Source organism: Chryseobacterium endalhagicum (assembly GCF_016745235.1).
In the GTDB taxonomy this organism is placed as follows: domain Bacteria; phylum Bacteroidota; class Bacteroidia; order Flavobacteriales; family Weeksellaceae; genus Chryseobacterium; species Chryseobacterium endalhagicum.
Map to the genome: position 1 here is coordinate 191,687 of NZ_JAELVM010000003.1, position 21,481 is coordinate 213,167.

Below are 21,481 nucleotides of genomic sequence, written 5' to 3' on the forward strand. Positions count from 1 at the left end.
ACAAATATGCATCAAATGGATGAGATATAAATGGTGAATTTTTCGGAAATTATGGGTTCAACCTTTTTTTATTTGTTCCTTTAAACAGAAACAAGGTTAATTTGAAATTAACCATTCAAATTAATCATTACTCAAAATCAGAGATCCAGCCTACTTTTTTTCGCCATACTGTATAATCTGCGTCTTTTCCGTCTATTTCAGGAATATTTTCAACATCCGGAATTGCATTGATCACTTCCTGCGGGAAGGGCGGGAGATTCATTTTCAAACGTTCCTGATTAACAATATCTTTATCTTCTACAGGATAAGGAATTCCTTCCGCCGTAAGCTGAGTTCCGTACCGTTGTGGCTTGCTTTGAAATACCTGAATCCGGTCATACAGATATGCAATGTTTGAGGGATTGATATCGCCTTTATTTTCAATCATCATTTGGTAACACGCCTTCATAAATTCAGGCTCACCGATAGAATGCTGAATAATGAGCCACGCAGCATCACTGGCCTCCGCTCCTACTTTTGAAACGCTAGGAAAACCTATTTCCTCAATGATCTTCCTGAGCTGTTCTGCATTTTCTTTGTGAACAAGCTCCATTTCAGGATTGTATCCGCCTGAAAGTTTACCTTCTGAAGCTAATTTTTCCCTTACTGCCAAATCTTTTTCAGCAAGGGCCATGATCTGTTTTGAAACTTTTTCATTCATAGCTTACGAATTATGATCATTTATTGAAGGTCCCTTTGTATTCTGTCCAGTATAAATGTACACCTTTTCTGTACAGTATCTTTGGGAACTTCAATCACCATATAACCGTATTTCAGATAGGTTTCCTTCATCTTTTTAAAAGTAAATACCGCTTCATTCCAGTCCTGCTTCCGTTCTGTATCATTTTCGTAAATATCCTTCCATGGCGGGAGAATAAACACATTTTTGCTATACATAATCTCACGGATAATTCTTTCTTTTTCCTGTACAACGGGAATATTTTCCATATCCATATAGCAGATCGTATCCAGCAGGCCGCGGTCAAAGAAAACAATCCCAGAAGCTGTTTCAGCCTTGATTTTCTGATAGGTTTTTACCGAAGCTTCAAACATAAGCTGAGCGTAAAGTTCTTTATTCCGCCAGGGAAGTCCGTCCCCGTCTATGCTGACCTGCTCTTTAATAATTCTCCTCGCCTCTTCTTCAACCGTCAGAAAACCATTCCTGGAAAACTCATCCAGCAAAGTCGTCTTCCCAACGCCCGGGCCGCCGGTGATGATATAAAACTGATCGGATATGCTGCTTTTTTCTTTCAATTTATTCAATGATCTGTTCAAAAAAATTTAGAATTTCAATGTATTTAATTCACTGAAATCGTTCTTCCCATATATTTTATCAATTTTTCCGTCCTTCAGTACTGCAATTGTATCACAAGTATGAAAAAGGGTTTCAATAATGTGGGAGCTTATGATGACAATCTTATTTTCGGATCTTAACTGCCTGATAATATCATAGAGAATATGTACGCCTTCAAAATCCACTCCGTTAAAAGGTTCATCAAGAATATTAACCGGTTTATCCAGCATCAGCATCCCCATCAGGGCCAGTTTCTTTTTCATTCCGCTGGAGTAATACTTTACATATTTTTTCAGCGGAAGATTGAATTTATCCGTTAATTCACTGAAATTCAAATCTTTTTTATCCGAAAAATAGGATAAATATTCCTCACCCGTGATATAGGGATAAAAATAGTTCTCCGTTTCCAGATAGGAAACAAAGCTTCGTTTTAAAGGCTGATTCTTCCAGTTGATGTTTCCCGAAAATGGAATACTTTGGTACAAAGAATCAAACAGCGTTGTTTTCCCCGCTCCGTTCTTTCCCAGGATTCCTATTATATATCCTTCTTCCAATGAAAGATCTACTCCCTTCAAAACTTTCTGGCTTTTGAACTCAACCTGTAAATTTTTAATCTCCAACATAGGTTCTGATATTTTGTTCTGCGTTTTTTATATTGTTTTTCAGGACAAGCAAAGCCGGAATTATGGTCATGCTGCAAAAAATAAATTCAATATAAACGCCGATATTGTAATAGCCTCTTTTCTCTTTGTAATGGTAAAGCTTGTATTTTCTGGTGATAATGAGAAGAAAATATAAATTCATAAATACAAAATAATACAGCACATACAGACTCTCAAACGGATTAATGATCAAAGCAAGAACATAAACCGGCAGCAGTAAGGCATTAAAAAGTAAAGAATTTTTTCTGATCTTCTCTTTTAAACTTGATTTTTTAAAATACATTTCAAACATTTCCTTGCTTTCATAAGGTTCAAAGACGTCCGAAATATAATCCATCACAAAAACACCGGCGATAATAAGCGATCCCGGATGGTACGATGACAACAGGAGAATAACATATCCGGCCACAGAAAACCAAGTGTTTTTCCTGAGGAAACTCTTCCATTCAAACAGATGATCAGGGATAAAATTCCATTTCAGGGCGGGATCAATGTTCGTTTTGGGAAAGAAAAAAGCAAATGCCGTGATCGGGATATAAAAGGCCCAGCCTGTTACTTCCAGCTTATAGTGAATATTCCCAAACAATAAAACACTGTAAATGAGTGCAGATTCAAGCACAACAACGCCCCGCCAGTTTTGTTCAAACACTTTTTTCAAAAAAGGAACGTCTTTTCTGCCACAGTGGAAAACCAACGCCGCCATAAAAAACATGGGCGGATAGTAATAATCTGAAGGCAGCTCTACCACGATCATCACAATGAATAGCAGCAAAAACGGTACGCTGAGCTTCATATCAAGATTAAAGATCCTGAAAATCTGGTACAATCTGAATTTTAAATGGTTAACTAGTTTTTTCAATGAATTTAAATTGGTCTGTGCGAGAATAGCAACCAATGGGAGCTGATCGGGTATTTATCTACCATACATCTCTATTTCCGGGTTGCTAATTTTGTGCTGCAAATTGCCAAAAATTTTTCAAATATCCCGAATGTAAGAGGCAGTTTTCATAAAAATACAAAAACTATTGAAAAGAAGTGTCACGTTTTATTCACTAAGTTTGTCTTCAAAAGAAATGTCATGCAGGAAAATTACAGCAGACTGCTTACCTATGCTTACAATATCACAGGATCTTACGAAGATTCCCGGGATCTGGTGCAGGATGTAATAGAAAAATACATTTCTCTGGACAAATCCGGGATCAGGAATGAGAGCAATTACCTGATCAAAAGTACCGTTAACCATGCCATTAATTTTAAAAACAGGCACAGCAAAAAAATGGTTTACGGCGAATGGCTGCCCGAGCCTCTCTCCTTTGACCATCCAGAAAACAAACTGATCAGGGAGCAGACTGCCCGCTATACCCTTCTTGTTCTTCTGGAAAAGCTGAACGCTAAAGAACGTGCTGTTTATATTTTAAAAGAAGCTTTCGATTATTCCCACCAGGAAATTGCTGAAGCCCTTGATATCTCTATTGAGAATTCCCGTAAGCTGCTGAGCCGCGCCGGAAAACAGCTTCACAATATAAAGTATGCTCCCGATACTGCCCATTCTGCGAATACCGCTATCCTCCAAAAATATCAGGAAGCATTAAGCGAAGGTGATATTCCGGGAATTGAAGCCCTACTCATGGATGATATCAGGCTTTCCGCAGATGGTGGAAAAAAAGTCCGGGTCATCAAAGCTGTGGAGACCGGAAAACCAGCAACAGCCTCCCTTCTGGCCTATGTACAACAGCAGTTCCTTGCTGGAAAACATTTTACCTTTCATGTTTTCAACCACCAGCCGGCTTTGTGCTTCTGGCAGGGAGAACGTATTTACAACTGCCATATTCTGGATATTGATGAAAATGGACTGATCAGGGAAATTTATTCGATTGTGGATCCTGAGAAGTTGAAAAGGATTGGATAGTTTGGTTTCGTGATTCGGGGTGCGAGTTTTTTGGTTGCTGGTTGATAGATGCTGGTTGCTGGTTGCTGGTTGCGGAGTGTTGATTGCTTATTGCTTATTGCTTATTGCTTATTGCTTATTGAAAGATATAAACTATTGAAAAACCTGTCCCCCGAAACTCGCAACCAGAAACTTGCAACCAGCAACCAAAAACCCTTTTGTCACGTTTTGAAAAGCATCTGTGTCTTTAAAGAAAAACAGTATGCACACACTTCTCAGAATCGACAGCAGTATCAGGATTCAGGATTCTTATTCACGCCGGATGGGCGATTATTTTGTCAGTCAGTGGACATTGAAACATTCAAACGGAACCATTCTGGAAAGGGATATGGCAAGAGCCATGCTGCCTCATCTCAGCCAGAACACCGTAAATGGATTTTTTGACGATAGTATATTTTCGGAAGAACTTTCTCTTTCGGACGAGTTGATTGAAGAGCTTTACCAAAGCAGTGAAATACTGATCACCTGCCCGATGTACAACTATGGCATTCCTTCTTCTCTAAAGGCGTATTTTGATCTGATAGTCAGAACCAAAAAAACATTTACCGCAGACTCCGGGATTAAAGGATTGCTTCACCACAAAAAAGCACACATTATTTCTGTTATGGGCGGCGTCCACTCGGTCCCGGGAGGAATGAACCCTCTTGAAATTCATGTAACAAGTATTTTAAATCATCTGGGAATAACGGATATCAGCTATTTCCCACTGGAAGGAACGGCCTTTCCGCAAGATCTTTCAGAGAAAACAAAATCAGTTGAGACCTTAATTTGTAAACATCTAAATTAATTATGGAAAAGATCAGACAAACCATTGAAAAATTTATCAAAGCAGGCGACACCAGCGATACCGGGCTTCTGGAAGAAGTTCTCCATCCCGGTTATCAGAATATTCAGGACGGATTTTTTGATGAAACCGGAATTTTTATTATTCCTAAGGATCAATACATCCAGCTGGTACGTGATCATGTGTTCGGCGGCAAACCCAGAACGATTATTTATCATTCTTTGGAGCAGAAAAATAGTATCGCGTATGCACAGGTTTCCCTTGAAAGCCCTGTCCTCCGCTTTTCATCGCTGATCACCTGTGTCCGGGAAAACGGGGAATGGAAAGTAATCACCAATATCCCTTCTATAGAGCCGAAATAAGGGCAAAAAGCTGCATCAGAAGATCAGGAGTACTTTTGGTGCAGCTTTCCAATTCAAAATCTGTTATCAAACTGCAAAAAACACAGAAAAAAAAATTATGAAACCGCTCTTCCGGCTTTACTGACACAGCATTCTGTTCACAAATCCTTAAAACAATCGTAATCTAGATTTCAAGCGATTGCCCAAACAGACGTTTAATTTTGTTCATCCTTAATATACTGTAAAGTGAAGAAAATTTTTACCTCTGTTTTATTTTGTGCATCATTATTTTTCTATGCACAGACCGGTACTGTCTCCGGAAACATTAATGATGATTCTAAACTGTCTCTGCCAGGTGCAAAAATCTCCCTGGCACCGGGAAATATCTATACGACTTCGGATGATCACGGAAATTTTGTTTTCCTGAACGTTCCTCCGGGCAGTTACACCATGACCGTGGATTATCTGGGTTATGGGACGAATGAATATCAGGTAACTGTAGAATCTGAGAAGAATACGAGACAAAACATCATTTTTACACGGAAAGAAACGGCCATCGCAGAAGTGATCGTGAGCGGATCTACCCTGAAAAACCAGGCCAGAGCCTTAAACAAGCAAAAGAGTAACGCGAATATCACAAACGTGATTTCATCCGACCAGATCGGGCGTTTTCCGGATGCAAATATTGGGGATGCGTTGAAACGTGTTCCGGGGATTACCATACAAAACGACCAGGGAGAAGCAAGAAACCTGATTATCAGAGGTCTTGCCCCAAACCTGAATTCTGTAACGCTGAATGGCGACAGGATTCCATCGGCTGAAGGTGACAACCGTAATGTGCAGATGGACCTGATTCCTTCTGATATGATCTCTACCATCGAGGTGAATAAAACTCTTACTCCGGATATGGATGCGGATGCCATCGGTGGTTCTGTAAACCTGATTACAAGAGCCTCTCCTAATGGGCAGAGAATTTCAGCAACGCTGGCGGGAGGGTACAATCCTATCCGTGAAAAAGGAAATTATACCGCCGGATTTGTGTATGGAAACCGTTTTTTAAACAAGAAATTAGGCGCTGTTTTCAGTTTTTCCTACAACAATAATAATTTTGGCTCGGATAATATTGAACCTACCTGGAGCATTGCAGATGATGCCGCACAAACGGCCTACATCAGTAAAATGGGTGTCCGGTATTACAATGAGCACCGTATCCGCCACAGTTTCGACCTGAATATGGATTATGAATTTAATTCAAAAAACAAAATCTATGCTTCAGCGATGTACAATTTCAGAACGGATAAGGAAAACAGATTTGCACTGGGCTACAAAATAAAACCGGTCTACAACGATGATGAGACTGAGATCACAGGTTGGAAAGGCAGCATTACAAGACAGAATAAAGGCGGAGATTCTGATAATGACAATACGCGTCTTGAAAGACAGAAAGTACAGAATTATGCTTTAAGGGGTGAACATCTTCTGGGTTCTAAAATTGATCTGGACTGGTCGATGAACTATGCAACCGCGAGTGAAAAGAAACCTCACGAACGTTATATAGAGTTTGAGAATGGTAAAATGAATTTCTCCTCAGATCTGAGTGATCCGCGAAGACCTATGATCACTCCTCTTTCTGCGGATAATTTGGGAGTTTATGAATTGAGTGATCTTTCGGATGCAAACAGTTTTACGCAGGAAAAAGAGTTTGGGGCCAAGGTTAACGTGCGTTTTCCGTTTTCTGTGATCGACAGCCAGAAAGGAAGGCTCCGTGCGGGTCTTCGTCTTCGTTTGAAGGAAAAGGAGCGTAATAATGATTATTATGCTTTTGAACCTTTACAGGATATGGGCAGTCTGATGTCGGTTCCAACGGTTCATTTTGACGGTCATAATTTCCAGCCGGGGAATTATGTTCCGGGAACTTTTACGGATCCGTCTTATCTTGGAGGTCTGGATCTTTTTAATCCTAATTTATTTAAAGGAGAATTAAAACCGGAAGAGTTTCTTTCAAGCAACTATACGGCAAAGGAAAATATTTATGCCGGATATCTGAGATGGGATCAGGATTTCAGTGACAAATTCTCTATGATCGTGGGAGCGCGTTTTGAAACCACCAAAATTGATTACACGGGAAATTATGTGCTGGATGAGGAGGATCTTGCTGGAAAACTGAACCGTACGAATACGTATACGAATATATTACCGAATTTATCCTTCAAATATGTTCCCGTTCAGGACCTTATTCTGCGTGCAGCGTTTACAACTGCTTTAGCGCGTCCTAATTATTATTCACTGGTTCCGTACCTGAGTGTGGTTTCTGCAGATGAGACTATTGCAGCAGGAAATCCGGATTTAAAAGTAACTTACGCCTACAATTTCGATTTTATGGCGGAGAAATACTTTAAGTCTGTGGGAATTCTTTCGGGAGGTATATTTTATAAGAATCTGAAGGATTTTATTTATACGTATTCGAGAAGAAATTATACTTCGGGAGATTTTGCGAATGATTTTGCGGGACAGTCGAATCCTATTCCTGCAGGGGAAAGCAACTGGAGTTTTACGCAGCAAAGGAATGGTGACAATGTAGATATTTATGGTTTTGAAGTGGCTCTTCAGCGTCAGCTCGACTTTATTCCGGGAGCGTTCTGGAAAGGTCTTGGCGTGTACGTCAATTATACCTATACAAAATCAAAAGCGAAAGGAATCACCAATGAAGACGGTGTGGAAAGAACGGATGTAGGTCTTCCGGGAGCGGCTCCGCATATGTTCAACGGCTCTCTTTCGTGGGAAAACAAGCGTTTTTCAGCAAGAGTTTCTATGAATTATGCGTCTCATTATATTGATGAACTGGGTGGAAAATCATTTGAAGACCGTTACTACGACAAACAGGTTTTCCTTGATGCGAATGCTTCTTATAAAGTGACCAGCCATCTGAGAGTTTTTGCGGAAGCCAATAATTTGACGAACCAGCCGTTACGGTATTACCAAGGAATCCAGAGCAGAACGGCGCAGGTGGAATACTACAGACCGAGATTTACTTTAGGATTGAAATTTGACTTTTAATTAAACGAATGAAAAAATTACCATTAGCTATAGCCGCTGCCGTTTTACCTTTTGTGGTAAGCTGTACGGCACAACATTTAGGAAAAACAATACAACCCACCGTTGTTACTGAAACGGTAGTTCATGATACGGATGATCCTGCGATCTGGATCAACCCGGAAAATGCGTCAAAGAGTATCATTATCGGGACGGATAAGGACACGGACGGCGGACTGTATGCCTTCGACCTGAACGGAAAGATCATTAATAAAGTATCCGGATTAAAACGCCCGAATAATGTAGACCTGGAATACGGTTTTATGCTGAACGGAAAGAAAACAGATATTGCCGCCGTCACGGAAAGGGAAACAAATACGGTGAAAATTTACAGCCTTCCTGATCTGAAAGAAGTAGGTTCTTTTTCTGTATTTGACGGTGAAACAGAACGTGACCCAATGGGAATTTCCATGTACAGAAATCCTGAAACCGGAGCAATTCATACGATTGTAGGACGAAAATCGGGTCCGGCAGACGGTTATCTGTGGCAGTACAAGCTTTCTGAAAAAGACGGAAAAATCACGGGTGAAGTTATCCGTAAATTTGGAAAATACAGCGGCCTGAAAGAGATTGAAAGCATTGCTGTAGATGATGAAGCGGGTTATATTTATTATTCTGACGAGCAGTTCGGGGTCCATCAATATTATGCAGATCCGGCGAAAGGAAATGAGGAGCTTCTGGTTTTCGGAAAGGGTGATTTTAAATCTGATGTGGAAGGAATTTCCATCTACCCTACTACAGCACAAACCGGATATATCCTGGTTTCGAACCAGCAGAAAGACACGTTTAACGTATATCTGAGAGAAAATCCGGCGAAAGGAAGAATTGCCGAAATCCCGGTTTCTACCCGTGAAAGCGACGGTTCAGAAGTCACCAACGTGAATCTGGGGCCTCAGTTTCCAAAGGGTGTATTTGCTGCGATGAGCAATGGAAGGGTTTTTCATTTTTATGACTGGAGATTGATTGAGGAGCGAATAAAGGCTCAGATGAGTGCCGCAAAAACGGGAAATTAATAGATATTTTTGAACCATTAAGAAGGGATAAGTTTTTAAGAATATTAAGGAGATCTGGTTTTTCTTATGATTTGTACTGAGTGATTTAAATGATTAGTCCTGAAAGTTCAATATAGATTAAACCACTGTTTTTGGCAGTGGTTTATTTTTTATTTAATGAGACGAACGAGAAATTTAGCGGTACAGTCTTACTTAATCCCATAAGTTAAAAGACCCCAGATTATTATCAATACAATAACTATGGAACCTGCTATAATATCTTTCTTCTCTTCTGTTTCAAAGCTTTTTTCAGATGCTGTGTTTTGTTTTTTTAAACTGAATTGAAAAACAAAGATGAGTCGTACGATACTGCCTATTAAACCAATTAAATTTACATCCATGATTCACGTTTAAGTTAGGATAGATTTTCTTACTATTTTGCTTCAATTTTTGGACCAGAATGGCCAACAGTTTATACCCATTGAATATCTAGTTTTTGAATAAATGACAGATAAAAATCTGGCTTATGACATTGTTTTTAAATAATTGAAGCATGTCCTATTGAATTTAAAATAGTAGATACTTTATAAAAATCATACCATAGAACTTCTCTTTCTTTTCTTAAAATTTTCTGAAGTAATTCCCAGTCTTCCACTAAACTCCCAATGGTTAAATCTGGTGGCTCCTGATACATATTATACAGTTTATCATCAGGAATGTTCCAGTATAAATCCTTTTCTAATGAAAACTTATCCGTTGGAGAGTCATCCAGTTTATCAATTAACATGAAAAGAATCTTTTTTAAATCTTCTTTTTGAATTTCTATATTGTTTTTCATAATAATTCAAATTATAACTTTTAGCTCATGAATATTATGACAAGCTAGTTCTTAATTTTCTGTTGTGTAATCATATAACATTTTTATCAAATACTTCCCATCTACCCTGGCAATTGCATAACATACCTTAAAAGGCTGATCTCGTTTCTTATCCGAAATAGAATTATTCTTATTGTAGTAAAAGTACTCCTCTATTAATTGCATCTTTTCATCCAGATTAAAACCGGGCAATGAAGAATCTTTTATTAATTCATATTGTTTTTTAGTATCATCATATTGATAATGATTTCTAATGATCTGAATTTTCTTATCATTTTTTTTACGTGATAATGTAAGGGTTGATTTAGTATAAAGAACAGGATTATGTACAGGACCTATCATATTTACAATAATAAAATCTGAATCTTCATTTTTATACAAAGCAGATAATAAGTTTTTTGTATCCAACTCATATAAACCATAATGGCTAACACTGCCGTTGCAACTTCCCATGACAGCATCAAGTACCTGCTTATTTTTGTTTTGTTTTGCGGCTTTATATAATTCGTAATCATTGTCAATGCATGCCTGGATTCCTTTTGTCTTTAGTTTTTCAAAATAAATACTGACTTCTTTTGAAATATTTTCTACTTCTTGCGCTTTACAACTATTTGTAAACAGAATGATAAAGCAAAAACAAACGTAAAAAATCGGGTTGCTTTCTATTTTCATAATAATTATTGATAAATAGTTACTAAATTTTCTGTTAAATATTTCATGTATCTCTTTTTAATAGGGGGACGGTTTTTTATTCTCTTTATTGTAGTAAGTATAAGGTGTCATAAATTCACATTCCTTTACATTATCTGAATATAATTCAAAATAAATATATGAGCTTCCTTCATCTTTATTTTCATAATTTTTACTGTTGCATTTATGCTTAAATAGCTTTTCCAACAGTCTATCTTTTACATTTTGCCGTTTTCTGACTAAACTATAAGTTTTAATTTGATTAGTAAAATCCATATTTTCTTTATACCAATAAAATGTGAAGGAGGATTCTAGTTGAGTAATTACCAAATACTCTTTTCCAATATTATAAATTAGAAAAGTAGTCTGTTCGTTTTTAGTCTCCATGTTTTTAAGAAATGTGGAGATTTTTATCTGCTGGGTAGAATTATTATTCTCCTGAGCTTTAGTACAAGTTATCCAAATTAATAAAACTATTGTAATAAGTTTGTTGATCATAATTTATTATTCATACTTAGGCAAAGCGTTTGTATTTAAAATTATTGTTTTAGGATCTGTTATTTTAATATCTTTTAAAAGATAATTACAAGATCGTATTTGCAATAGTTTCAGATTATTTTATTTAATGGCACGAGCGAAACGCTCGCGCCAGCAAGAGTGATTTTATTCAAAAGAGCTCTATTATTTTTACACTACATACTAAAAATATAAAATTTTGAACATAATAAACCACTGCGAAAAAAAACAGTGGTTTAATTATTTTCATACTTGTTCCTTAAACGTATTAATTATCCAGATCAATCAATGAACAATGTGCTCTAGTCAAAAAAGTTTATATCCTCTAGACTGTAAACTCTTTAACTTACCGTGATATTAATAAAAAATTAATTCATAGAGCCTTTATAAATACTTATTACGTCCCACCATTTTTCATTTTCATTTTTACGTTTTAAAGTGTATATAATATATTCTTTACGATTGGAAGTGGCAAAAGAAATGACTGCTAGATTTTTATTTATTATATAGTCTGACAATAATAAATAATTTTTTGTATTGGGGATACTATTCAAGATATGAATTTTTTGTATCCCGGAATCTGTTTTATATTCATAATTAGATTCTATTCCACCCATTTTTTTATTTTCATCATAAATAAAAATTTCATTACTTTTCGTAAAATTCTCTAAAGAATGAAATGTTAGAAAATTATTAAAATAGAAATTATTAAATTCTTTATCTTGTCCTTTTACTAAAATGCATGATAAAGAAATACTTAAAAAAATTAATGTGAATAAAACGAAATTTTTCATTATTTTTTATTAAAAATGTTATATAGTAAATTAAAATTCTGTTTGACATATACATCTACCCCAACAGAAAAAGACCCTGGAAGACCGACGCCCCGTTTATAATATGTATCATTTAAAAGCCTATTTTCAAAATAGTCTCCAGCATCATGCTGTAGAGGCAGCTTTAAAATAGCTGCTAAATAGATTTTTTTAACACAAAACCCTCGTAATTTGCGAGGGTTTTTTCTTATCAGCTCAAAATCAAGAGGCTTTGCGTAAGGGAGGATTATTTTTTGGTGGTAAATAATTGTCTATCTCACTTTGTTTTAGAATATCTTTCTTAATATGCTCAAAATTAATTTTAAATTCTGATATTCTTGCAGATTCATCTTGTTTATATATTTTTTCCTTAAGTAAATCTATAATCTCATTGAACCTAAGGGCCATAAAAGGAGGAATAAAACACAGTTTTTCATTATTATCTTTTACCTTAAAATTAATATAATTTCTATTTCCTGCATAATAAGTGTCTTTTTCTAGTTCTTTATGTATGACAAAATCTTGTAATTTTCCAGAAAATAGCTGATTTACTTTCTCAATTTCTTCGTTTGTGAGTTGATAGGAATAAAAGACAGTATCCTGGTATCTTTTTAAATATACATTCAGTTTTCCGTTTTTATCTAATGTCGAATAAGATAAAATTGAAATGTCTTTAGCTTCAATATCATAAGCAACAAGCTTAAAATCACTTAGTTTAATTTTTTGTGCATTAAATATTAAGCTTAATAATAATGTCAAAAATAATAATAAATTTTTCATATTTAAATAAATAATTATTTTAATGGAATCTTCACAATATTACTTTGTTCCAAATTGTTATAAAAAAAGATAGCATTGTCTTCTATTTTTATTAAATCTATTATCTGATACATATCAGATATTATTACAAATTCTAAAGTAAAAATATCTATTTTAGTTAAATAAAATCCAGAATTAAACCATTTTCTTTTAAAGCAAGGAACATAAATAAATCCATTTTCATATAATAAAGGGCCTCCAAACACTTCTTTTTTTATTGTATTCCCGTCAATAGACAGCTTCCCAACTTCTGGGCAACCTTGGCAAATTTCGAATGTATTAGAATACAAAATTTCCCTTCCATTGGGACTATTCATTTTTATTCTAAAACTTATTGGCGTTTCGTGTTTCATAAATTTTTAACGTGGAATAATTTTAGTTGCTTGATTTACTACACTTTTAGATTCTATCAAAAACTGAATAGAGCCTCCAGTATAAAATCCACCACCTTGAGGTCCAATTATTCCAACTTTAATTGGAGTTCCTTTAGGAATTATACCTGAAGTATATTGAGTTAATGAATTCCATTCTTGTTTAATAGCTACCACAGTTCTATTTGTAAATTCACTAGTTCCAACTCTTAAACCCCAAAAGTCACTCTTTCCAAGAGACATTTGTCCAAATCTTTGAGCAGGAATATTAAAAGGTGCTTTTATATTAATACTTCCAAATAAAAATCCATCTGCGGTAGTTGTAACTTTGGCTATTACTCCTATGGTTTTAGAAAATCCAATTTCCGTTGTCGCTCCCTGTAGCCCGTACAAGCCTGCAACGGCCAATTGTCCTGAAGGATTCCCCATAGCAACTTCAGGAGAATTAGAGGCTGGAATTTCCCTTACAGTTGGAGCATTTGGATCTCCAAAAACTAGATAACTCATCGCTGGTCCATTATTTCCCGCCTCGATTAAAGCGTTTAAATTATTCATAACCCCCAATGACTCTAGTAAAGTGTTGTCCTTCCATGTGCCATCTCCAAGTAGTGCGGTAGTACTGCCGTCATAAGCAGTATATGTTCCTGACTTTCCTAAATAAGTTTCATTACCTCCAGCTGTAGCTTGACTACTAGCATCTGGGTTCCAATAAATACTATTTGTTTGCCTATTATGTACCCAATCTGTTGCTTGTCTCCCATCTGGATCAATAAAACTAATAGGATTATTAAAGGCATAATTGTATGGAGAATATCCTCTCATCTGTTCTGCTAATGGATCTATAGCTCCCCATCTTCCCAAATCCGGCATATAGAACCTCGCACCATAATCATACATCCCGGTCTCCTGAAGCTCTTTTCCGTTGTATTTGTAGCTATAATAGCTTCCCAGATTAGAACCCTCAAACATGCCCTGGATGTGGTTTAATCCAAATGGATAGTAGTTATTGGTATCAGTAACTTCCAGAACGCCTTCGCTGTTTTTGCCAAAACTTACCCTTGCATTTCCAAGATGATCTCTGTACTGGTAAATATAACGGTTTTCCGTGAAACTGTAAAAGCCTTCTGCTGTGGGAACAAAATCCAGGTTCCATTGCGGAATTCCGGTAAGATTTCCTAATGTTTTGCCCACATTGGCATAGGCCTGTTCTTCAAAAGCATTCTCTGTTCTGCAGGTCATACACAATTCTCCTCCACCATCAAAATAGCTATACTGAAAACCATCAAGATAATCTGTGATGCGTGTTGTGGCTGGCACTCCTCTACGTCCTTGTCTGTAATATCTTTTACGAAGCTTTGAACCGTCTGCACGGTAAATATACCCTAAGGTTGTATTTGAAATCTGTCCCGGCATAAGTGGGTCCGGCTGGCTAATGGATAAAGTATTCGGAAGGTTCAGGTAATTGTACACCATAGTCTGTATTCCTTTATCTTTCATATTGATCATATTTCCATTCAGATCATAATCAATGATATTATTTCCTCCTTCATAGCCTGTGTCATTCAATGCATTTTCAATCACTTTATCCAATCTGTTTCCTGTATATTGGTACACCAGGTTATCTACTGTTGTGGATGTGGTGCCGGAAACAGGAATAGCATTTCTTTTTAAAGAAGCAATATTTCCGTTTAAATCGTATGTTAAGCGCTCATCATATTTCTTATTATGAGGATTGGTGGCCTCCGGTTCTGCGTACTCAGCGTCAGTTAATCTGTTAAGCTTATCATAAGTATAATTATATCTTTTCAGACTATTGACGGTTGACATATTCCAGTCTATTTCAGCAATATTTCCATTGTACCTGCCAGGTGCAACAGCCGCATAAACAGGATCGGTATACCTTACTGTATAGCCGAAGAGCTTTCCGTTCAGGTTTGCAGGATCATTGATCTGACTTAACCAGCCTCTGATATTGTATTTGTAATCAATGGTCTGTAAGGGTGATGCTAAAGATATGCCGCCCACTTTCTTCGATTCCAGCTGGGAAAATTCATTGTATTTATTTTGAGCAAGGATTTCCTCGGTATTATTGTCTACTTTATGTTTTTGGATCAGCATACGGTTCTGATGGTCGTAGGTAAAATTTTCTGTAATTACCTTTTCCGCATCTGTGGCTAATCTTTTATGTTTTGTAACAACAGTTTGTGGGACATCCGCGAAATCCAGTTTAGATTCTGTTTGGGTATAACCGCCCAGATGGTTGATAGAATACGTTCCTACTGCACGGCCTTTGGTATCATAAAAGATGTAGTTTTTTGTCCAGTTATCATCTTCAATATTTTTCACAAGGCTTAGCGTAGGGAGCGCCTTAGTGCTTAAGGAAGCGTTCTGTCCGTCCGTAATGATAGTTTGACCCAGTATTGAGCCTGGAAAAGCAGGGTTAAAGCTGTATGCCGGATAGGTGTCATAGTAATTAATGTTTAACACCTGTACCAGACTTGCTGGAAGAGCCCTGTTTGTATAGTAGATAGGCATTCCGGATATGGTAAAAGAGCCCGCGCTCCTTAATTCAAAAGTGTAGGCAGCAGCTGTAATACTCGTTTGAAGACTCTGCCTTGTAGCCGTGTTGTTCGTAAGACCTGTTAAAACTATTCTTCCAAATTGATCATACTTGGTAAGCATCCATTTATTTTGAGTCCTAAGATTAGCATCCTGGCTCATTACCAGTTGGTCTGCCTTATTGTAGATCAGATATTCCCAGCCTTTGCCCGGAAGCTTCTTTTCTACAAGTCTTCCGAGACCATCATAGCGGTACTGGTAACAGAGGTTGTCAAGCGTTGTCTGATCCAATGAGGAAGACCCGGAGGCCAATGGCGGAACCACATAAGCCAGTCTTCCATACTGATCATATATATAATAAGTATCTGCATTCTCAGAACCTGTATTTTTCCTGACCAGCAGTGTCTGGCCTTTTCCATTCTTAAATTCAGTAACCGTATTTCCGTCTTCATCGGTTACAGAAGTTTTCATCAGGGTATTGATTGCAAACACGCCAGGAACTCCGGGCACAGAATTGCTTCTGCCTTCGGTCCATGTAGTGGTAAGGGGGTACTTTTTCACCCCATCGCCTGCAGTGTTGGTTGTGTATTTATAATCAACAGGTCTACTGCTCCATGCATTTCCGGTTCCAATGCTTTGCTTTATCCGTTCTAAAGGAGAGTTTTCGATAATCTGCTGCGCATAGATCTTTTCGCTACCATAAATCCCGGGAGCTGTTGCATTTCCGAGCGGGTTTTCATAAATCCCTCCGTTTCTTGTTTCCGCCTGAGGAACCGGGAGATAAGATTTTGATGCCCTCCCGTACTGATCATATTCAATATGGGAAACCACATCTTTTCCGTTGGGAGAAGCTTTTATGGCAATAGACTGTTTAGGTCTTCCAAGACCATCAAAATACTGTACTGTTTCTGTTTTTCTGATACAGTCTGCATCAAGGCAGTTTTTGCTGTAGATATAGTTTTCCGTATTGGTTTGCTGGGCCGATAAGAAACTACCGGCAGAGACTATACAGAATATATTTAAAATTTTTTTCATTGTTTTGATTGCTAAAGTTCAATTTAAATCTTTCTTGAATTCAGAGCCTGTTTAAGGTTTATAATTATACTTGAATTCCTTCAGCGTTTTCCCGTTGCTATCCATTACTTTCTGGAGTCTTCCGGCAGCATCATACACATTCACCTCCTTGAAACCGGAAGGAGATATGGCAGAAGTCACACCAATAAGCGGATCATAAGTCATGGTCTTTATTTGGAAATTTTTTAAAGCCACATCATTCCTCAGATTATTAAGAGCGAGCATCAGTGCCGGCTCATTGGTCGGGTTATCATTGTCGGCATCAGAAGCAGCAATAGCAGCTTGTACTGTCTGCAGGTTGATGATATCTGCGTACAAAGCTCCAATAATAACAGCAATAGGCTGGGTTTTGTGGTATCCCCAAATGGTAACAACCGGAATCCCGTCTTTCGATTTAGCTTCCCAGGCATTCCCCATTTCGTCATATACCGTAATATCTCCCTGTGTCTGAGCAGCTTGGGTGTCCATATTATACACTACCTGCGAGGTAGGAAATACATGGGCAGGATTATCAAATTTTGTTTCTGTTCTGGCGACCAGCACTCCTTCCTGCTTAATTTCTGTTTTTAAAGGGATACTTATAAGATTCGCAGTGAGGAGCTTCTGATTATTAAGATCATTCGGATAGAAAACACTATGCTCTGTAACAGATCCCGAAAAATCAGTAGATACTTCTTTGGTCATTAAATTGTTGGCAGATTCAAAGAATTTCTGGCTCTGGGATTCCAGCATCCCCACATTATCTACTTTTAATTTACTATTGGTATTCACAGATTTTATCCATAAATATTTCAGTGGACCATATACAACGTTTGTCATTCCATTCAATGGAACATATTCAAAATTATTAGCCACATTCGTTTCTTCTACCAGGTTACCAGCGGAATCAAACTTTTCAATTTTTTTCACGATGCCTGCTTTTTTTAGTGAATGGTTAAGATCCATTTGCAATGGTCCCTTAAAATTGTTTCCATACAGAGCATCCATTTCTTCAGGCATTAAATAAGTGTATTTAACAGAGGTGTTTTTAATGGAATCTGTAACTTTTACATTCTGATACATGATCACTTCCTGCAGATAATTAAAATCAGAGCCTTCAATAATATACGGATGCCCGGAAACATAATCGTATTCGGGAGCATCCATATAAGAAACCCCGCTGGTCTTAGAAGCATCTGAAAACTGGCTGTAATCGAACTTAATCACGCTGACAGGTGCTACTGCATCTCTCTCAAAGGTTTTTACAGATTTGATTCTTCCTCCTTTGGCATATACGAAATTGCGGATGGCCTTTTTTATTCCATATATTTTAGCACTTTTATTGGGCTGATTTCCCATAAACCGCAGGAATAAATTACTGGTGGTTCCAGGATTAAATTCTCTTACCAGATTTTTGCTGCAGAAATTGATCCCGTCATATTGATACATTTTCCTGTCCAAAGTATCCCCTACAGCAGCAGATTTATAAATTTTATAATCAAACCAAAGATTGGGATCCGGAACTGTCTTGAATTCAGGATCTATCAGATCTCCATAGCTCGTCCTTACAAAAAACCTTGAATAGTTTTGTGGGTTATTGATAGTAAAAGGATTGTTAAGGATCTGCGGATTCTCATTAATATCGGCTATTTTTTCAATCTCAGCATGAATTGAATTGGGAGCATAAACCGTATTCACCTCATAATCATATTCTGTTTTTCCTCCTGTGGGATAAGTCACCGTTTTTAAAAAATTGGTCTTATACATACGGGGATGGATCGTTTCTTTGGTAAAAAAGTAATCATAATCAAAACTGCAGGAACCATAGGCATTAGGATAACCGAAAAGATCGAAGCCCAATTTATCGTAGCTGTATCCGTCTTCAGGGTTGTGATAACTGAACGTATATTTTCCCAGTTCATTACTGCTGTTGTCTTTCTGAATAATTTTATATAGATTTTGTCTTTCGCTATCAATAGAAGAATATTCAAAAGAGTACTGTTTGATAAGCTGTCCTGCTTTATTTTTCAAAAGTACAGTATTGAGCTGAACCCTGTCTTCCAATGTATAAACTCCATCGGTAACATTATAGTTAAAAGAAACTGTACCCACGCCATGAATATTGATCTTTTTTACCCTGTTCTGAACAATCATTTTTCCGGTTTCTATGGATTTACTACGAACCAGATATTCATAGTCAACCATCAGCCTGTCCTTCTCATCCAGAATCTTAGTCAGCAGAAAAGCACTCGTGTATAATTCTTTCTCTGCATCAGGATTAGAGCCCGAATGTCCCGGATTCGCTGTGATATAAGGATATTCATACCGGTATGAAACGCTCTTTTTATCAAAAATATATTTAAATCCATTTTCATCAATGATCTTGAATGACGTAAAAATACTGTCAGACTGCTTTTGAATCAGAATTTTATTGGTACTTGGATATGATTCTACGGCCTCTACGCTGCCGCTATTTTTATCGTATTTAATATAAAAACGTCCATTTCGTCCTAAAAAGCTATACTGATATACATTCATGTTATCATTTAATCCAAAATACAGGTATCTGCTTACCGAACCTGCACCATCATCAATATTCCAGCCCAGTCCTGCATCTCCGTTTCCGTACAGACGGGAGACATTCTCCGTATTGTAGCTTAGTCCTATATCTATTTTTAATGCCGATCTTGACGTGGGCATTCCCCCTAAAGGAATACTGACATCAGTTTTCCCTTTAGAATAACCCCCTTCATAATTTCGAAGAATGGATTCCTTCTGAAATTCAAATACATTGGTTTGGGCATTTCCCCCAATATGTACCAGAATTAATATAAAAAATAAGATTTTAATCCTTAAAAATTGGTTGTTCATCAGTTTATTTTTTTATCAGTTTAGCACTCGCCGTTTTATTCGTATCAGTTTTTATGGTCACCAGATAAGCCCCCTGAATTAAATTCTGGGTATTAATCTTAGTCACCTTATTTTTAGTTTTCAAACTCTGAAGCTGTCTTCCACCCATATCATAAAGATTAATATCAGCCTCTTTGAAATCAAAGCCTATTTCAACATAAGCATAATCTGAAACCGGGTTTGGATAGATTTTAATATCCTGCTTTTCAATCAGCTTATTGATCTGACTATCTCCAAGCTTTACAATCTTCCAATTCTCTTTTCCGAGTTCTTCTGCGCTGGTTCCTGCAAGAATGATTGAACCGTCTCTGTTCAGCTTAATATCTGAAAGTCTTTCTTCTCTTTTTCTGGATTCCCCTTTCACATGCTTTCTCCACTGTTCATTTCCATCTTGATCCAGGTAAAGCATCCAGAAAGTTTCATCATCAGCTTCTATTCTTCCTTCAGCCTGAGTATAACCTCCGAGTAAAATTCCTTTGGTGACATCTTGGTTCTTGGCTCTTGAATCCTGGCTCTGAATAACACTTGCTCCCATCAGAATATCTCTATTTCCAAAATTGTAAGATTTCTGCCAGATCTCTTCACCTCTTTCGTTCAAAGAAATTAACCATAGATCAGTTCCTTCTTCAATGTTTACAGTTTTATTTCCCGATTTTTCTGATCTGGATTCTCCACCGATAATATAGCCAGCGGAAGTCAGTGCCAATGTTCTTAAATGATCATCTGCTTTTCCGCCAAAGTTCTTTTCCCACTCCACTTTTCCATTTTTATCCAGTTTAATTACCCAATAATCACCCTCTCCAAAGTTTTCAGTTTTCTTTGAACCGCTTAGATTGCTTCTGGAATAGATTCCTAACAAAGCACCTCCATCTTTGGTAGGAATTATTTTCTCTACCTCATCAAGACCTTTTCCTCCAAATACGGATTCAGATAAAGTTTTGCCGTCTTTATCAAGTTTTACAACCAAAACATCTTTTGAACCATAACCTTTAGATGAATTCTGAACATTCCCGGCCACAAAAAATCCAAGATCAGTAGTCTGAATGACGGATCTTGCTTCTTCATTAGCCGCTGATCCAAGTGTTTTCTGCCATAATTCATCTCCAAACTCGTTAAGTCTGATCAACCAAATGTCAGATCCACCTTTGGAATCATCTTTTTTATCCAGCCCTTTTGACGAGTATGAAGTACCTGAAATCAAAAATCCACCATCTTGCGTAGATACGGAAGCTGATAGGTAGTCATGATTCTGACCTGAGAAGTATTTTTCCCAAACCTCCTCGCCTTGTTGGTTAAGTTTTATCAAATGAAAATCATAGCCGTTGTTTTGTTTTTGGCTATTAGCTGCTGGCATCTGGCCGGATCCTGAAGAATGAATAGAGCTACCAGTTATCAGATACTGCTGATCGATCGTCGTGGTAACCTGGCTTAGAAAATCCTGTGTAGAAGACTTAATGTCTTTCTGCCACAATACTTCCTGGGCAGACAGCCCCAGAAGTGTGCATAAAGTACATGCACAAGAATAGAATTTCTTCATCTGTTTGTGTATTTTAGTTTAAGATTAGTTTTTATAATTTTGCGGCAAATTTAACATTTTTTAACGTACCACAAATCTCATTCCTGAGATTTAACACAGATAATATCACTTAGTTGTGTTTTTATCAGATATTTAATTTCTGTAATGCGAAGATATTCGGGAAAAGCGACAGAAGTTGACGTAT

Annotated in this window: 19 protein-coding genes; 5 read left to right on the top strand and 14 right to left on the bottom strand. The window is 37.1% G+C overall.

Annotation, left to right across the window (positions count from 1 at the left end; translation table 11 throughout):
- Positions 1-127: 127 nt before the first annotated feature.
- The 4 genes from JET18_RS16630 to JET18_RS16645 are packed head-to-tail and all read right to left on the bottom strand — an operon-like array spanning position 128 to position 2,854.
- The gene (locus JET18_RS16630) at positions 128-700 is read right to left on the bottom strand and encodes a DUF6624 domain-containing protein (protein WP_202092861.1); all 573 of its coding nucleotides are present in this window, start codon (positions 698-700) and stop codon (positions 128-130) included.
- Between the two features lie 20 nt (positions 701-720).
- Positions 721-1,302, bottom strand: coding sequence for an AAA family ATPase (locus JET18_RS16635; RefSeq protein WP_228728579.1), 582 nt, complete (start codon positions 1,300-1,302; stop codon positions 721-723).
- Positions 1,303-1,320: 18 nt separating this feature from the next.
- Positions 1,321-1,956, bottom strand: coding sequence for an ATP-binding cassette domain-containing protein (locus JET18_RS16640; RefSeq protein WP_202092863.1), 636 nt, complete (start codon positions 1,954-1,956; stop codon positions 1,321-1,323).
- The gene (locus JET18_RS16645; RefSeq protein WP_202092865.1) at positions 1,943-2,854 is read right to left on the bottom strand and encodes a hypothetical protein; all 912 of its coding nucleotides are present in this window, start codon (positions 2,852-2,854) and stop codon (positions 1,943-1,945) included. The genes JET18_RS16640 and JET18_RS16645 overlap by 14 nt, the downstream gene beginning before the upstream one ends.
- 219 nt (positions 2,855-3,073) lie before the next feature.
- Between JET18_RS16645 and JET18_RS16650 the strand changes: the two genes are divergently transcribed.
- From JET18_RS16650 to JET18_RS16670, 5 genes are all read left to right on the top strand, one after another.
- Positions 3,074-3,904 (top strand): sigma-70 family RNA polymerase sigma factor, encoded by an 831-nt coding sequence (locus JET18_RS16650; protein WP_202092867.1) that lies wholly within the window; start codon positions 3,074-3,076, stop codon positions 3,902-3,904.
- A 241-nt stretch (positions 3,905-4,145) separates the two neighbouring features.
- Positions 4,146-4,730 carry an FMN-dependent NADH-azoreductase gene (locus tag JET18_RS16655; RefSeq protein WP_202092877.1) on the top strand — a complete coding sequence of 195 codons (585 nt, stop codon included), beginning with the start codon at positions 4,146-4,148 and terminating at the stop codon, positions 4,728-4,730.
- A 2-nt stretch (positions 4,731-4,732) separates the two neighbouring features.
- On the top strand, positions 4,733-5,089 hold the full coding sequence (locus tag JET18_RS16660; protein WP_202092879.1) for a nuclear transport factor 2 family protein: 357 nt from the start codon (positions 4,733-4,735) through the stop codon (positions 5,087-5,089).
- 225 nt (positions 5,090-5,314) lie between these two features.
- The gene (locus JET18_RS16665; RefSeq protein WP_202092881.1) at positions 5,315-8,125 is read left to right on the top strand and encodes a TonB-dependent receptor; all 2,811 of its coding nucleotides are present in this window, start codon (positions 5,315-5,317) and stop codon (positions 8,123-8,125) included.
- 8 nt (positions 8,126-8,133) lie between these two features.
- Entirely contained in the window at positions 8,134-9,174 is a 1,041-nt protein-coding gene (locus JET18_RS16670) for a phytase (protein ID WP_202092883.1), read from the top strand.
- 188 nt (positions 9,175-9,362) lie between these two features.
- Here the strand turns inward: JET18_RS16670 and JET18_RS16675 are convergent, their stop codons facing one another.
- The 10 genes from JET18_RS16675 to JET18_RS16720 all read right to left on the bottom strand — a co-directional run bounded on the left by JET18_RS16675 (position 9,363) and on the right by JET18_RS16720 (position 21,297).
- The gene (locus JET18_RS16675) at positions 9,363-9,554 is read right to left on the bottom strand and encodes a hypothetical protein (RefSeq protein WP_202092885.1); all 192 of its coding nucleotides are present in this window, start codon (positions 9,552-9,554) and stop codon (positions 9,363-9,365) included.
- 137 nt (positions 9,555-9,691) lie between these two features.
- Positions 9,692-9,991: a hypothetical protein gene (locus JET18_RS16680; RefSeq protein ID WP_202092886.1), complete on the bottom strand. Its 300-nt coding sequence runs from the start codon at positions 9,989-9,991 to the stop codon at positions 9,692-9,694.
- A 51-nt stretch (positions 9,992-10,042) separates the two neighbouring features.
- Complete coding sequence (locus JET18_RS16685; RefSeq protein WP_202092887.1) at positions 10,043-10,702, bottom strand: hypothetical protein; 660 nt, start codon at positions 10,700-10,702, stop codon at positions 10,043-10,045.
- A gap of 57 nt (positions 10,703-10,759) precedes the next feature.
- Positions 10,760-11,218, bottom strand: a complete 459-nt coding sequence (locus tag JET18_RS16690) for a hypothetical protein (protein WP_202092888.1) — start codon at positions 11,216-11,218, stop codon at positions 10,760-10,762.
- Between the two features lie 386 nt (positions 11,219-11,604).
- The gene (locus tag JET18_RS16695; protein ID WP_202092889.1) at positions 11,605-12,030 is read right to left on the bottom strand and encodes a hypothetical protein; all 426 of its coding nucleotides are present in this window, start codon (positions 12,028-12,030) and stop codon (positions 11,605-11,607) included.
- Positions 12,031-12,270: 240 nt separating this feature from the next.
- Positions 12,271-12,828 carry a hypothetical protein gene (locus JET18_RS16700; RefSeq protein WP_202092891.1) on the bottom strand — a complete coding sequence of 186 codons (558 nt, stop codon included), beginning with the start codon at positions 12,826-12,828 and terminating at the stop codon, positions 12,271-12,273.
- A 14-nt stretch (positions 12,829-12,842) separates the two neighbouring features.
- Entirely contained in the window at positions 12,843-13,220 is a 378-nt protein-coding gene (locus JET18_RS16705; RefSeq protein ID WP_202092893.1) for a hypothetical protein, read from the bottom strand.
- Positions 13,221-13,226: 6 nt separating this feature from the next.
- Positions 13,227-16,832: a DUF6443 domain-containing protein gene (locus tag JET18_RS16710; RefSeq protein WP_202092895.1), complete on the bottom strand. Its 3,606-nt coding sequence runs from the start codon at positions 16,830-16,832 to the stop codon at positions 13,227-13,229.
- Positions 16,833-16,883: 51 nt separating this feature from the next.
- The gene (locus JET18_RS16715) at positions 16,884-19,721 is read right to left on the bottom strand and encodes a hypothetical protein (protein WP_202092897.1); all 2,838 of its coding nucleotides are present in this window, start codon (positions 19,719-19,721) and stop codon (positions 16,884-16,886) included.
- 4 nt (positions 19,722-19,725) lie between these two features.
- Positions 19,726-21,297: a T9SS type A sorting domain-containing protein gene (locus JET18_RS16720; protein WP_202092899.1), complete on the bottom strand. Its 1,572-nt coding sequence runs from the start codon at positions 21,295-21,297 to the stop codon at positions 19,726-19,728.
- Between the last annotated feature and the right edge of the window lie 184 nt (positions 21,298-21,481).